Here is a 13,057-nt window from a genome sequence, read left to right as displayed (position 1 = left end):
TGATACTACTCAGCCTGAATTTACTAATAATAAAAGCGACAAGCTAAATGCAATTTCGTACCATCATAAAAATTCTTGGCCAACTTGTTGCGCTGTTTAGTATTACCATGGTGCCTCCGGCACTGGTGTCTTTAATATATAAAGACGGTGGTGGTGTTCCTTTTGTTTTAGCATTTATCTTTAGTGTTGTTATTGGCATGATGGCTTACTACCCAAACCGCCATGAAAACGGTGACTTAAAAGCACGTGAAGGCTTTTTAATTGTTGTTTTGTTTTGGCTGGTACTTGGGGCGTTTGCGTCCTTGCCGCTTATATTTTTACAAGAACCTAATTTATCGCTCGCCGATGCGGTGTTTGAAGCATTCTCTGGCTTAACAACCACCGGCGCTACAGTACTTACCGGTATTGAGTACTTACCTAAGTCGGTGTTGTTTTATCGCCAGCAACTCCAGTGGTTTGGCGGTATGGGTATAATCGTACTCGCTGTCGCTATACTCCCCATGCTAGGTGTTGGTGGTATGCAGTTATATCGCGCTGAAATACCTGGGCCTGTAAAAGATTCCAAAATGACCCCGCGAATTGCCGATACAGCAAAGCACCTTTGGTATATTTATGTGTCACTGACTATTGCTTGTATGCTGGCTTATTGGGCAGCCGGGATGGAGTGGTTTGATGCGATATGTCATGCATTCTCAACGGTCGCGATAGGTGGTTTTTCTACTTATGATGCTTCTATGGGGCACTTTGACAGCCCTGTAATTAACTTTATTTGTGTGTTCTTTTTAATTATTGCCGCTGTTAACTTCTCCCTGCATTACGCCGCAGTGGCCAGTCGTAACATACAAGTTTATATTCGAGACCCTGAGTTTAAGGTGTTTTTGTGTATTCAATTAGCGCTGGTGGTTATTTGTTTTACCGTACTTTCCTCTAATGAAATATTTGCTAATGGCGATGAAACCCTCGATCAGGCATTATTTCAAGCTGTTTCTATGAGTACAACAGCAGGCTTTGCTACGGATAACTTTTCAACATGGCCTTTGTTTTTACCTATTTTACTTATATTTTCGAGCTTTATTGGTGGTTGTGCAGGCTCTACCGGTGGTGGTATGAAAGTAGTGCGCGTGTTCTTACTTTACTTGCAGGGTGTGCGTGAGCTTAATCGTTTGGTGCACCCACGGGCTATATATTCAATCAAGCTGGGTCGAAAGGCGTTGCCAGACAAAGTAGTAGAAGCCGTGTGGGGATTTTTCTCTGCGTATGCGTTGGTGTTTATTATTATTATGTTAGCGCTTATGGGCACGGGTATGGATAACATAACTGCGTTCTCAGCCACTGCGGCTTGTTTAAATAACTTAGGTCCAGGTCTGGGTGATGTAGCATCGCATTATGGCGCTATAACCGATGGTGCTAAATGGTTGCTTACCATTGCAATGGTGTTTGGTCGTTTAGAAATATTTACTTTATTAGTGCTATTTACGCCTACTTTTTGGCGTGGATAAACGAGCGGCTTAAGTTTTAAATTACGAACTATTGGGAAAGGGATATGCCAACAAATTTAGAAAAGCTAAAGCATATAAGTGTAGGCAGCTTAGTCGACCTAGAAATATTAACACCTACAAGCAGTAAGCGTGTTAAAACTGAATTAGTTGGTTTACTCGATAAACAGTTTATTATTTTAAATTATCCCAATGCAAAGCGTTTACCTGCGGCGAGTGACTATTTACGTGATGGCGTAATGGTTGTTGTAAGAGCGCTTATTGAAGGTAGTGGTGGGCAAGTTATTGCGTTTCGCCAGCAAATTATGTCGGTAGCCTCTCATCCCGCTAAACTCGTGTTTATAAACTTTCCAAAGCAAGTGCAGTTATTTGCGCTACGCTCACAAACACGCATACCTACCTTATTACCTGCAAAGCTAAAGCTAAGTGACGATAGGGTACTTGAAGGCCTTATTAAAGACATTTCACTCACTGGTGTAATGTTTGATATTAGAGGCGATCAGCAAGTTGAAAGTATTAAAGATATGCAATGCACTGTCGTACTTAATAGCAGTGATAAAGATTTTGAAGGTGAAATTTGCAGTGTTAAAGAGCATGCCGCAGGCGTGCACTGTGGAATTAAGCTACTAGCAAGCGAGGATGAAATGAAAGCCTTTATGAAAGAGCATTTTATAGACCCTTCTGCGCTTGAGCCTACCGTTGAATAAATAGGTTTTCGCTTATTTGCAACAAAAAGGCATTTTATGTCAGTATTTATAAAATGTTTTTTCTCTCTTTCACAATTAAAATTATTATTTAAATAAAACAATTGATTACGTATTGTTTTTTACAGCTTGTTTTTTGTTATTAAAGCTACCTCGTTAAAATTTATCTCAATTATTATTTTAAATCCCTCCTTTTAAAACCGTACATTTAAAAATGTATCTTTTTATATAAACATAACTATATGTTTTTAATGACTTTAATGTCATCTCTTTAAAACGTGTTGCTAAAGGGCAACAATAACTATTCTAAAAACGCCTTCTTGTTGTACGTTTTATATTTAACTTATTGAAAATTAATAGCTTTTAAATGTTGGCATCTAAGTTGTAATAGTCTAAGTGTACTGAACGAAATCGTGATTCAAAGTGAAATACTTAATCGCACACACATAAATTTGAAGGATACATATTATGAAAAGCATTAATAAAACTTTAGCACTTATCGCTATTGCATCTTCTTCAGCCGCTTTTGCTGCAACAGATTTTGACACACTGGATGTAGACGGCAGTGGCACAATTAGCCAAGCAGAAGCATCAGTAGATGCAAAGCTAATGAGCATGTTTTCTGAGCTTGATACTGACCAAAATGGTGAGTTATCAAAAGAAGAATTTTCAGAAGCTTAATTAAAAAGTATTTATCCTGAGTTGCCAAAGACACCTAAGTAGGCAAGGGAGCTTACGAAAGAGGATAACAAGGAAGTGAAAAATTACGTTTTAAGTTAAACGAAGCAATTTTTTTGATAGAACATTGAAGGATTAAGTTATGAAACATTTAAATAAAGCATTAGCACTTATAGTACTAGCATCTTCTTCCGCTGCATTTGCAGCATCAGATTTTGACAGCCTTGATATCGATGGTAGCGGCACAATTAGCCCAAGCGAAGCGGCAGTCGATACAGATTTAATGGCTGAATTTATTGAGCTAGATACCGACGGTAGCGGCGAGCTTTCTAAAGAAGAATTCGCTAATTACTAATTAATCTTTTCAGATTAAACATTTTTCACAGTCAGGGATCTTTGAAAAGGACTTCCCATATTACTAGGAATATTATTATGAAAACATTAAATACAACACTTGCAGTTATCGTTTTAGCATCTTCATCAGCAGCATATGCCGCAGTAGATTTTGCCTCTTTTGATGCAGATGGTAACGGTGCTATTACAATGGAAGAAGCGAAGGTTAACCCTCAGCTTGTAAAGATTTTTGATGATTTGGATACTGATGGTAATGGTGAAATCTCTAAAGAAGAGTTTTCAAAAGTACAGTAATCAATATTTAAGCATACTCCATTAAAGCCGCCTTAATCAGCGGCTTTTTTGTGTATTAAATTAACTAATTAGAGTAACTAGTTAAAGGAATATAGCACTTACTTGGAATAGTTTTTCTACAACGGTAATGTGTTTTTTGTCGATTAAAAACATGATGACATGATCGCCCGACATAATAATTGTATCATCGTGAGCTATCAACACATCGTCATTACGTACTATTGCCCCAATGGTTGTACCTGCAGGAAGTTTTATGTCGGCAATCGCACGACCAACCACTTTAGATGTGTTTTCATCACCATGAGCAACCGCTTCAATGGCTTCTGCTGCGCCTTTACGCAGTGAATACACGTTAACAATATCACCACGGCGTACGTGCGTTAATAACGCTGATATAGTTGCTTGTTGTGGCGATATGGCAATATCTATTTCGCCGCCTTGTACCAAATCAACGTAAGCTCCACGTTGAATAAGTACCATGGTTTTTTGTGCGCCCATACGTTTTGCAAGCATGGCCGACATAATGTTTGCTTCATCGTCGTTGGTTACGGCAATAAATACATCGACTTGTTCAATATGCTCTTCTGAGAGCAGTTCTTGATCAGATGCGTCACCACAAAAAACGACCGTGTTATCGAGCATTTCTGAGAGTTGCTCGGCACGTTCTTTACTGCGTTCAATTAGTTTAACGGTGTGATTTTTTTCAAGTGAGCGGGCAAGGCCTGCTCCAATGTTACCGCCACCAGCTATCATAATTTTTTTGTACGAACGCTCAAGTTTTTGTAGCTCGTTCATTACTGCGCGTATATGTTTTGTAGCGGCAATAAAGAATACTTCGTCATCGGCTTCAATAACGGTGGTACCCAGTGGTTTTATTGCTTTACCTTGACGATAAATAGCAGCAACACGAGTCTCTACATTAGGAATATGTTCTTTAAGTGCAGATAACGCATAACCTACTAATAAACCCCCATAGTAAGCTTTTACGGCTACTAACGAGAGCATGCCATCAGCAAACTGCAATACTTGCAGAGCACCAGGGTAGTCAATTAGACGGCGAATATACTTAGTGACCAGTGCTTCGGGAGCAATGTAATGGTCGATAGGTAAATCATCGTTTTGAAATAGTTTTTCACGGTATTTTAAATATTGCTCCGAGCGAATACGGGCAATTTTAGTGGGCGTTTTAAAAATACTGTACGCCACTTGGCATGCAACCATGTTCACTTCATCTGAACTGGTTACCGCTATAATCATATCGGCATCTTCAGCGCCTGCACGGCGTAATACATCAGGATGCGCACTGTGGCCCATAACCCCTTGTAAGTCGTACTTATCTTGAAGTTCACGTAATCGGTTACCGTCTATATCAACAACGGTAATTTCGTTTTGTTCGCCAACTAAGTTTTCAGCAAGCGTAGCACCAACTTGCCCGGCACCGAGTATAATTATTTTCATTATTTACCCGTGGTATTGATCATAATTTAATTAAAAAAATAGCCATTTAATGTTTCATAAATGGCTAACTATTTAGTGTACGGCTATTAGGCTTTTTTAACTAGCTTAGCGTAATAAAATCCATCACTTTCACCGGGCAGTAACTGCAAACCAGGAGTTGTTACGGTATCATTTTCGTGTAGAGGTATATGTTCTACATCATCGTTATTAGCTAAAAACTTAGCAACTTGCTGTTGGTTTTCTTGTGGAAGAACCGAACACGTAGCATATACCAATGTGCCACCTGGTTTTAACAGTGGCCAAATGCTATCAAGAATATCGTTTTGTAACTTAGATAAGTCTTCGATATCTGATGCGCGACGTAACCATTTTATATCAGGGTGACGGCGAATTACGCCAGTGGCTGAACAAGGCACATCAAGCAAAATACGATCAAATAATTTTTCGTCCCACCAAGTATGTGGTTGTGAGGCATCGCCACATTGAAGGTCTGCACCTAAGCCAATACGCGTTAAGTTTTGTTTAACGCGTTCAAGGCGAGTTGAGTCGCTATCAAGTGCAAGTACATCAGCATCAGCAAGCTCTAATATATGACACGTTTTTCCGCCAGGTGCTGCACAGGCATCTAAAATATAGTCATCTGCTTTAGGTTCTAAAAAGCGGGCTGCCAACTGTGCTGCAGCATCTTGTACTGAACATGCACCTGTATCAAACTCAGGCAACGAAAATACATCACGTGGTTTGGCAAGCTTAATCCCATCAATAAAGTCAGGGTTTAAGGTGTGTTCAATATCATTAGCGCTAAGCATGTCGCTGTACTCTTGCGTGCTAAATTGTGCTTGATTTACACGAAGCCACATTGGTGCTTGTTGCTGGTTTTCTTCAAGTAGTGCTTCCCAGCTATCTGGGTAGGCTGTTTGCACCTGTTTAATAAACCAATTTGGATGGTTGTATAAACATACCGGAATAAGCTTCGCTTTTTCTTCAAGCTCTGCTTGTTGGCGCTGAAAACTACGTAAAATGGCGTTTATCAGCCCTTTTAATCCTAAAGCGCGCAGTTGAGCCAGTGCGTTTACAGTTTCTGAAATTGCAGCATGTGGTGGTACGCGCATATGCTGCAGTTGATAAATACCTACGTATAATAAAAACTGAAATATTCTACGTTTACCTTTTAATGGCTGCTCTACTAAGTGTTGGCAGTAATTTTCAAGGCTCGGTAAGTAGCGTAAAACGCCATAACAAATTTGCTGTAGCAACGCTTTATCTTTAGGCGGCAAGCCTTGGCTTGCAAATGGAAGTTCTTGATTAAGCGATGCGCCTTTATCAACTACGTTATATAAAGTTTCAGCGGCCAGCGCTCGTACGTTTGGAACATTACTCATTGTTTTCGCCTAATATTGTGCCAGGGGTAACCCAGTCACTACGACCATTTAAAAAGTCGTTAATTGCCATTGGTTTTTTACCTTGCGGCTGTAATTGCGTAATACATAAAGCGTGTTCGCCACACGCCACTACTACGCCATTTTTGTCGCTTGATAAAATTTGCCCAGGATCACCTGATTGCAGCACAACCTGCGCTTGATAAATCTTTACTGTTTGCCCACCCATTTGGGTAAAGCACACTGGCCATGGATTAAAAGAGCGAATGTTTCGCTCAATTTGCAGTGCACTCATTGACCAATCGATATTAGCTTCCTCTTTAGAAAGCTTTTTAGCGTAGTTAGCAAGTTCATCATTTTGAGGTTCAGGGGTGATCTCGCCATTAGCTAATTTATTAATGGTTTCAATTAACGCGTCTGGACCTAGCTCAGCAAGCTTTGTATATAAACTAGCGCTAGTTTCTGTCGTGCTAATAGGGCAGCGACTTATATGTAACATATCGCCGGTATCTAGCCCTTCATCCATTTGCATTATTGTTACGCCGGTTTGCTCATCACCTGCCCAAATTGCGCGTTGAATAGGTGCAGCGCCGCGCCAGCGCGGTAATATAGAGCCATGCACATTTAAACAACCCAAACGTGGGGCTTCTAATATAGCTTTAGGTAAGATTAAGCCATACGCTACAACAATCATAATGTCGGCATTTAAGCTTGTTAGCTCTGCTAGTGCTTCATCATTTTTTAATGACTGTGGCTGAAAAACCGGTAAGTTGTGCTCAAGCGCTAGCGCTTTCACTTCACTGGCTTTTAATTTTTTACCACGACCTGCAGGGCGATCTGGCTGGCTATATACACCCACTATTTGGTGTTCGCTTTGTATCAGCGCTTGTAAATGACGTGCTGCAAAGTCCGGCGTACCGGCAAATATAATGCGTAATGGTTGAGTCACTGAGTTTTCCTAAGGTACTTATTACTAATCTGCAAATTTAGCTTCTTTTTCAAGCTTTTTACGAATACGTTGGCGCTTTAATGGAGATAAGTAATCAATGAACAGCTTACCTTGAAGGTGATCTAGTTCGTGTTGAATACAAATAGCCAGTAATTCATCTGCATCTAGTACAAATTCTTCACCGTTTTCGTTAAGTGCAGCGACTGTTACTGTTTCAGCGCGGTCTACTTTTGCATACGAGTTAGGTACTGATAAACAGCCTTCTTCGCTAACGGTAGAGCCGTCTTTTTTAATGATTTGTGGATTAATTAATACCAGTGGCTCATCGCGCTCTTCTGATACATCAATAACAACGATTCGTTGATGAATATCTACTTGCGTGGCCGCAAGTCCAATGCCATTTTCATCGTACATTGTCTCTAGCATGTCTTTTACAATTTGGCGTACTGTGTCGTCAACTTGTGCAACATCTTTTGCTGTAGTACGTAAACGTTCATCTGGAAATCTTAAAACTTCTAACCTAGCCATAGTTACCTTTTTCACTTGTGCTTAATTTAGGGTATTGTATGCTCTTATTTTAGCCATTCGCGTTCACCTTTAACAGGTTTTGGGCAATAATAATGAAAAAACAATACAAGGAAGCTCAATGAAATCTCCATTACTTGCAATCATGCTTACGTTAAGTGCTGCGTTCCCCGCAATTGCTGACGTGCTTAAAATAAAAAAAGATGCACCAAAACAGTATGTTGTAAAAAAAGGCGATACACTTTGGGATATTTCTGGCATCTATTTAGATGAGCCTTGGCTATGGCCTGAACTTTGGCAAATGAATCCACAAATTGACAACCCGCACCTAATTTACCCCGGTGATGCATTAGCGCTAATATACGATGCAGATGGAAACCCACGTTTAGTGATTAATAAAGGATATAGAAAGCTATCTCCTCAGGGTCGTATTACACCAAAAGGGCGTAATGCTATTACTACTTTGCCGCTTGAAATGATCAAACCGTATATCAGTTACGAGCAAGCAATGAACAGTGACGATATTAAAGGCAAACCTTATATTTTAGGTGCTAACGAAAATACTAAAACACAAACGTTAGGCCATATTTTATATGTTAAAGGCGACTTACAAGTACATAAGGCATATGCCATTTACCATAAAGGTGATCCTTACACTGATTTAACCGGTGAAGTGTTAGCAACGCGTGCATCTTACGTGGGTATCGCACGTGCGTTTAGAGCGGGTGATGAACATAATGGCGTGCCTTCGTCATTACGTGTTGAGTCTGTTAAACGAGAAATTCAGCAAGGCGATTTTTTAATGCCGGCAATGGAAGGTCAAATGCTTCCTGCGTACTTTAATATTCACCGTCCTTCTGAGCCTGTAACAGGGAATATTATTGCTTCCCCACGACACGTTAGAGAATTCAGCACAATGGATGTTGTAGTGCTAAACTTAGGCAGTGAACAAAATATAGAAGAAGGTCATGTATTAGATCTAGAACGTCAATCGCCAACGGTTATTGATGGCCCTCGTGGCCCTCGTTACCCAGAAGATTCTAGTAAATACGAGAAGCTTTTATCTGATGCAAGCCAATTATTTGGTGGTGAGTCTGACGAAGAAAATACAACGTGGACTATGCCTAAAGAAAAAGTTGGCGAGCTAATTGTCTTTAAAGTGTATGACAAAGTAAGTTATGCATTAATAACTAAAAACCAGCACCCAATTCGCATTGGAGATATTGCAGTTATTCATTAAGAAGTAGCGAGTCGGTGCTCTAGGAGAGAGCATGGATCAGTCATCTGGCAAGCTAGCCCACTGGCTTGCCTTTTATATGTGTAAAGGGTTGGGTATAAAAACCCTTTTAGCATTATCTACACATTATTCCCTTGGGTCGTTATTCGACTTACCCCATGACAAGCTTTTAAAGCTTGGATTAACTGCTAATCAAGCGAGTAATTTACTCAACACCAATTGGCAACAAGTCAGCCATTATGAGCAACTAATTACGCTGCACAACATTACGGTTGTCTGTATTTTTGATGCGCTTTATCCAGAAGATCTCCGGCAGATTGCCAGCGCGCCTTTATTACTATTTTGTAGAGGTGATGTCTCGTTATTATCTACGCCGCAAATTGCAATAGTAGGAAGTCGTAATGCGACACCCACCGGACTTGAAATAGCATCAGAATTTGCATACGAATTAACTTTGGCTGGTATTACAGTTACCTCAGGTATGGCAAGAGGGATAGATGGTGCTGCGCACAAAGGCTCTCTTGCTGGTACGGGTAAAACCATTGCTGTGCTCGGTACTGGGGTTGATATTTACTATCCCAAACGCCATAAACTATTAACAGACCAAGTTTTAGAAAGCGGCCTGCTGGTGAGTGAGTTTTTACCCGGAACAGCTGCTAATGCACATAATTTTCCGCGTCGTAATCGTATTATTTCTGGGTTATCGTTGGGAGTGCTTATTGTTGAGGCTGAAATTAAAAGCGGTTCGTTAATAACAGTACGTTATGCGCTTGAGCAAAATAAAGAGGTGTTTGCAGTACCGGGTTCTATCAAAAACCCGTTAGCGCAGGCAAGTCACTTTTTAATAAAGCAAGGCGCTAAGCTAGTAGAAAACGTAGCCGACATTCTTGATGAGGTGAGTTTTACTTACGACAGTAACTTAGGTAATAAAGAGCAACCGATTCAAGCCAATTCTCAATGTGAGGTTTTAAATAGTATTGGTTTTGAAGTAACCAGCGTAGACGATATTGTACGTCGTGCTCAGTGGCCAATAGACAAAGTACTCGCTAGATTGCTCGATTTAGAATTAGACGATCAGATTGAGCGCGTGCTAGATGGTTATATTAAGTTAAGCGCAGGAAGGTAATATGTTTGATATTCTTTTATATCTTTTTGAAAATTACATTCATAGCGAAGCGGATATATTTGCCGAGCAAAATGAGCTAACCGATGAGTTATTACGCGCAGGTTTTAATAAGCCTGAGATATTTAAAGCCCTCGATTGGCTAGAGCAACTGGCCGACTTACAACACAGTGACGAATCTCCTTATTTAATAGCTAACCCTAAAGATGCAGCGCGTATATTTACCGATAGCGAGTGCCAAAGGCTCAGTGCTGAGTGTCGTGGCTTTTTAATGTTTATTGAGCAAGTAGGCGTTATTAACAATGTGACTCGTGAAATGGTAATGGACTGTTTAGCCTCTCTCGATAAACCAACTATAAGCCTAGAAGACTTAAAGTGGATTGTACTTATGATTTTGTTTAATGTTCCTGGCTCTGAAGAGGCATATGAGCAAATGGAAGATTTGATTTTTGATGAACCCAGCGAACTTCTTCATTAGAGATAATTATCTTGATTGTACTCAAATTACTTAAACGGATAAGCACAGCATTGCTTGTATCTTTAAGTGGTTTGGGTATATTAGGCGAAAATTCACCAACCTATCAGGATCACCATGAGTAAAATCGACCATTCGCTTTTCTCGGCGAACAAGCACGCCCTCGAAAAAGAATACGAGATATGCCCACAGTGTGGTTCAGAGTTAGTGATCCGCAATAGTAAATCAGGCCCTTTTTTAGGATGCGCAAGTTATCCTAAATGCGACTTTATTAGACCGTTGGCACATCACGATAGTAATGAAATCAAAATATTAGAAGATTCAGCATGTCCTGAGTGTAACAAACCGCTGGTGGTTAAAAATGGTCGCTACGGTATGTTTATTGGATGTACGGGTTATCCAGAGTGTCATTACATTGCTAACGAAAATGAAGAAAAACAAAGCGAAGACACTTTGCCTAGTTGCCCAAAATGTAAAAAAGGGCATTTAGTCGCGCGTAGTAATAAGTTTGGTAAAGTATTTTACTCTTGTGATTGCTACCCAAGTTGTAAATACACACTTAATAACAAACCGGTCGAACACCCTTGCCCACAATGTAATTGGCCAATCGTCATAGAAAGAAATATGGCAAATGGCACATTATTGCAATGCCCACAAAAAAGTTGCATGCATAAGCTCGCCCCAACTGAATAACGTTTAATTATATCTGGAGACTACTTTGTCAGACCTTTCAAATACGCCCACTGCAATAACATGCTTAACGCAAGGCGAAGTTATTTTATACCCAACAGAAGCTGTATATGGTTTAGGTTGCGATCCAGATAATCAACAAGCCGTTGAGGCACTATTAGCTATTAAACAGCGCCCAGTTGAAAAAGGGCTTATTTTAATTGCTGATAATTACGGGCAGTTATTAAAATACGTAGACGATGCAAAAATACCAATGGATAAACGCGCTGATATTTTTTCGAGTTGGCCTGCTGCAATTACATGGGTTATGCCTGCTTCTAAAAATACGCCTAAATGGTTAACTGGGCAGTTTGATACTATCGCAGTAAGAGTAACAAACCATCCAACAGTAAAGCGTTTATGCCAAGAGTTTGGTAAGCCGCTAGTATCAACGAGTGCAAACTTAACAGGGCAAGAAACTGTTATTAGTATTGAGCAAGCTAAAGCGCAATTTGCAGAGCAAGTTGGTTTTTACGTTGACGAACCGTTAGGTGGTAATACTCAGCCAAGCACAATAAAAGACGCCATGACTGGCAAAATATTTAGAGGTTAATATGCAAAGCGAATTATTAGATCAAGTAAAAGCATACTTTATGGCTTTGCAAGACACTATTTGCCAAGGTTTAGAGGCCGCAGATGGCAGCGCTAAATTTATTGAAGATAACTGGCAACGTGCAGAAGGCGGTGGTGGTCGTACACGTGTAACTACAAACGGCGCTGTAATAGAGCAAGGCGGAGTTAATTACTCACACGTATTTGGCGCTTCAATGCCAGGCTCTGCAACAGCGCATAGGCCAGAGCTTGCAGGGCGAAGCTTTCATGCGTGTGGTGTGTCGTTAGTTATTCATCCCAAAAACCCTCATGTACCAACAAGTCATGCCAATGTGCGCTTTTTTATAGCTGAAAAAGAAGGCGAAGACCCAATATGGTGGTTTGGTGGTGGGTTTGATCTCACTCCTTTTTACCCAGTATTAGAAGACGTACAACATTGGCATCAAGTTGCTCATGATATTTGCGCACCATTTGGCAGCGAAGTTTATCCAAAATATAAAACCTGGTGCGACGAGTACTTTTATTTAAAGCACAGAGACGAGACGCGCGGAGTAGGCGGTTTATTTTTTGACGACTTAAACGAACTTGGCTTTGAAAAGAGCTTTGCGTTTATGCAATCGGTGGGTAATGGCTTTTTAGATGCTTACTTACCTATTATTGAACGTCGCAAAAATGATGAATACACAGAGCAACAACGTGATTTTCAGCTTTATCGTCGCGGACGCTACGTTGAGTTTAATCTAGTATGGGATAGAGGAACGTTGTTTGGGCTACAAAGTGGCGGGCGTACAGAGTCTATATTAATGTCTATGCCACCACTTGCACGCTGGGAATATAATTATAAACCAGAGCCAAGTAGCCCAGAAGCTAATCTATATCAGTATTACTTACGCCCGCAAGAGTGGTTAACTAGTCAGCCAAGTGAGCTGATAGCCAGAGAATGGCAATTATAATAATTATACAGTAATCAAAATGGCGCTAATTAGCTGTCTCTTGATCACAAGTCTGGCTCAAGAGATTTTGCTAAATCGTAGCCTTCCAGGATGGCTTGTAACTTAAGCCATCCTTGCCATAACACTTTCACAGATGCACGCCCTGTGCGCT

The 13,057-nt window shown here is 40.4% G+C and carries 15 protein-coding genes; 11 read left to right on the top strand and 4 right to left on the bottom strand.

The window, feature by feature from the left end; translation table 11 throughout:
* Positions 1-47: 47 nt before the first annotated feature.
* The 5 genes from I6F45_RS18415 to I6F45_RS18395 all read left to right on the top strand — a co-directional run bounded on the left by I6F45_RS18415 (position 48) and on the right by I6F45_RS18395 (position 3,526).
* Positions 48-1,499 (top strand): TrkH family potassium uptake protein, encoded by a 1,452-nt coding sequence (locus I6F45_RS18415; RefSeq protein ID WP_007584186.1) that lies wholly within the window; start codon positions 48-50, stop codon positions 1,497-1,499.
* Positions 1,500-1,543: 44 nt separating this feature from the next.
* On the top strand, positions 1,544-2,203 hold the full coding sequence (locus I6F45_RS18410) for a flagellar brake domain-containing protein (protein ID WP_007584185.1): 660 nt from the start codon (positions 1,544-1,546) through the stop codon (positions 2,201-2,203).
* Positions 2,204-2,668: 465 nt separating this feature from the next.
* Entirely contained in the window at positions 2,669-2,881 is a 213-nt protein-coding gene (locus tag I6F45_RS18405; protein ID WP_004335175.1) for an EF-hand domain-containing protein, read from the top strand.
* Positions 2,882-3,020: 139 nt separating this feature from the next.
* On the top strand, positions 3,021-3,233 hold the full coding sequence (locus I6F45_RS18400; protein ID WP_004335174.1) for a calmodulin: 213 nt from the start codon (positions 3,021-3,023) through the stop codon (positions 3,231-3,233).
* A gap of 77 nt (positions 3,234-3,310) precedes the next feature.
* Entirely contained in the window at positions 3,311-3,526 is a 216-nt protein-coding gene (locus tag I6F45_RS18395; RefSeq protein WP_007584177.1) for an EF-hand domain-containing protein, read from the top strand.
* Positions 3,527-3,607: 81 nt separating this feature from the next.
* On the opposite strand, the gene trkA is transcribed toward I6F45_RS18395, so the two are convergent.
* The 4 genes from trkA to def form a co-directional block, all read right to left on the bottom strand.
* Positions 3,608-4,984 carry a Trk system potassium transporter TrkA gene (trkA, locus tag I6F45_RS18390; RefSeq protein WP_004335170.1) on the bottom strand — a complete coding sequence of 459 codons (1,377 nt, stop codon included), beginning with the start codon at positions 4,982-4,984 and terminating at the stop codon, positions 3,608-3,610.
* 86 nt (positions 4,985-5,070) lie between these two features.
* Positions 5,071-6,366 (bottom strand): 16S rRNA (cytosine(967)-C(5))-methyltransferase RsmB, encoded by a 1,296-nt coding sequence (gene rsmB, locus I6F45_RS18385; protein ID WP_024593219.1) that lies wholly within the window; start codon positions 6,364-6,366, stop codon positions 5,071-5,073.
* Positions 6,359-7,312, bottom strand: coding sequence for a methionyl-tRNA formyltransferase (gene fmt, locus I6F45_RS18380; RefSeq protein WP_010555158.1), 954 nt, complete (start codon positions 7,310-7,312; stop codon positions 6,359-6,361). The genes rsmB and fmt overlap by 8 nt, the downstream gene beginning before the upstream one ends.
* A 24-nt stretch (positions 7,313-7,336) precedes the next feature.
* Positions 7,337-7,840, bottom strand: coding sequence for a peptide deformylase (gene def, locus I6F45_RS18375; protein WP_165729284.1), 504 nt, complete (start codon positions 7,838-7,840; stop codon positions 7,337-7,339).
* Positions 7,841-7,958: 118 nt separating this feature from the next.
* Here def and I6F45_RS18370 point away from each other — a divergent pair, with 118 nt between their 5' ends.
* The 6 genes from I6F45_RS18370 (at position 7,959) to hemF (ending at position 12,906) form a co-directional block, all read left to right on the top strand.
* Positions 7,959-9,077, top strand: a complete 1,119-nt coding sequence (locus I6F45_RS18370) for a LysM peptidoglycan-binding domain-containing protein (protein ID WP_165729285.1) — start codon at positions 7,959-7,961, stop codon at positions 9,075-9,077.
* A 31-nt stretch (positions 9,078-9,108) separates the two neighbouring features.
* Positions 9,109-10,200 (top strand): DNA-processing protein DprA, encoded by a 1,092-nt coding sequence (dprA, locus tag I6F45_RS18365; protein WP_197161596.1) that lies wholly within the window; start codon positions 9,109-9,111, stop codon positions 10,198-10,200.
* A gap of 1 nt (position 10,201) precedes the next feature.
* The gene (locus tag I6F45_RS18360) at positions 10,202-10,675 is read left to right on the top strand and encodes a DUF494 family protein (protein ID WP_197161593.1); all 474 of its coding nucleotides are present in this window, start codon (positions 10,202-10,204) and stop codon (positions 10,673-10,675) included.
* A gap of 114 nt (positions 10,676-10,789) precedes the next feature.
* On the top strand, positions 10,790-11,365 hold the full coding sequence (locus I6F45_RS18355; RefSeq protein ID WP_197161591.1) for a DNA topoisomerase family protein: 576 nt from the start codon (positions 10,790-10,792) through the stop codon (positions 11,363-11,365).
* Positions 11,366-11,390: 25 nt separating this feature from the next.
* Positions 11,391-11,954 (top strand): L-threonylcarbamoyladenylate synthase, encoded by a 564-nt coding sequence (locus I6F45_RS18350; protein WP_004335153.1) that lies wholly within the window; start codon positions 11,391-11,393, stop codon positions 11,952-11,954.
* Position 11,955: 1 nt separating this feature from the next.
* A complete protein-coding gene (hemF, locus tag I6F45_RS18345) occupies positions 11,956-12,906 on the top strand; it encodes an oxygen-dependent coproporphyrinogen oxidase (RefSeq protein ID WP_197120017.1) in 951 nt (316 codons plus the stop codon).
* Positions 12,907-13,057 lie beyond the last annotated feature (151 nt).

The sequence above is a fragment of the Pseudoalteromonas sp. SWYJZ19 genome, assembly GCF_015864375.1.
Classification (GTDB): Bacteria; Pseudomonadota; Gammaproteobacteria; order Enterobacterales; family Alteromonadaceae; genus Pseudoalteromonas; species Pseudoalteromonas arctica.
The sequence above is the reverse complement of the archived record's forward strand: the minus strand, read 5'-3'. Positions and strand labels throughout refer to the sequence as shown.

Bases quoted from the DNA above. Each gene is read 5' to 3' on its own strand.
- I6F45_RS18415 (WP_007584186.1), top strand. From the start codon at position 48: ATGCAATTTCGTACCATCATAAAAATTCTTGGCCAACTTGTTGCGCTG.
- I6F45_RS18410 (WP_007584185.1), top strand. From the start codon at position 1,544: ATGCCAACAAATTTAGAAAAGCTAAAGCATATAAGTGTAGGCAGCTTA.
- I6F45_RS18405 (WP_004335175.1), top strand. From the start codon at position 2,669: ATGAAAAGCATTAATAAAACTTTAGCACTTATCGCTATTGCATCTTCT.
- I6F45_RS18400 (WP_004335174.1), top strand. From the start codon at position 3,021: ATGAAACATTTAAATAAAGCATTAGCACTTATAGTACTAGCATCTTCT.
- I6F45_RS18395 (WP_007584177.1), top strand. From the start codon at position 3,311: ATGAAAACATTAAATACAACACTTGCAGTTATCGTTTTAGCATCTTCA.
- trkA (WP_004335170.1), bottom strand. From the start codon at position 4,984: ATGAAAATAATTATACTCGGTGCCGGGCAAGTTGGTGCTACGCTTGCT.
- rsmB (WP_024593219.1), bottom strand. From the start codon at position 6,366: ATGAGTAATGTTCCAAACGTACGAGCGCTGGCCGCTGAAACTTTATAT.
- def (WP_165729284.1), bottom strand. From the start codon at position 7,840: ATGGCTAGGTTAGAAGTTTTAAGATTTCCAGATGAACGTTTACGTACT.
- I6F45_RS18370 (WP_165729285.1), top strand. From the start codon at position 7,959: ATGAAATCTCCATTACTTGCAATCATGCTTACGTTAAGTGCTGCGTTC.
- dprA (WP_197161596.1), top strand. From the start codon at position 9,109: ATGGATCAGTCATCTGGCAAGCTAGCCCACTGGCTTGCCTTTTATATG.
- I6F45_RS18360 (WP_197161593.1), top strand. From the start codon at position 10,202: ATGTTTGATATTCTTTTATATCTTTTTGAAAATTACATTCATAGCGAA.
- I6F45_RS18355 (WP_197161591.1), top strand. From the start codon at position 10,790: ATGAGTAAAATCGACCATTCGCTTTTCTCGGCGAACAAGCACGCCCTC.
- hemF (WP_197120017.1), top strand. From the start codon at position 11,956: ATGCAAAGCGAATTATTAGATCAAGTAAAAGCATACTTTATGGCTTTG.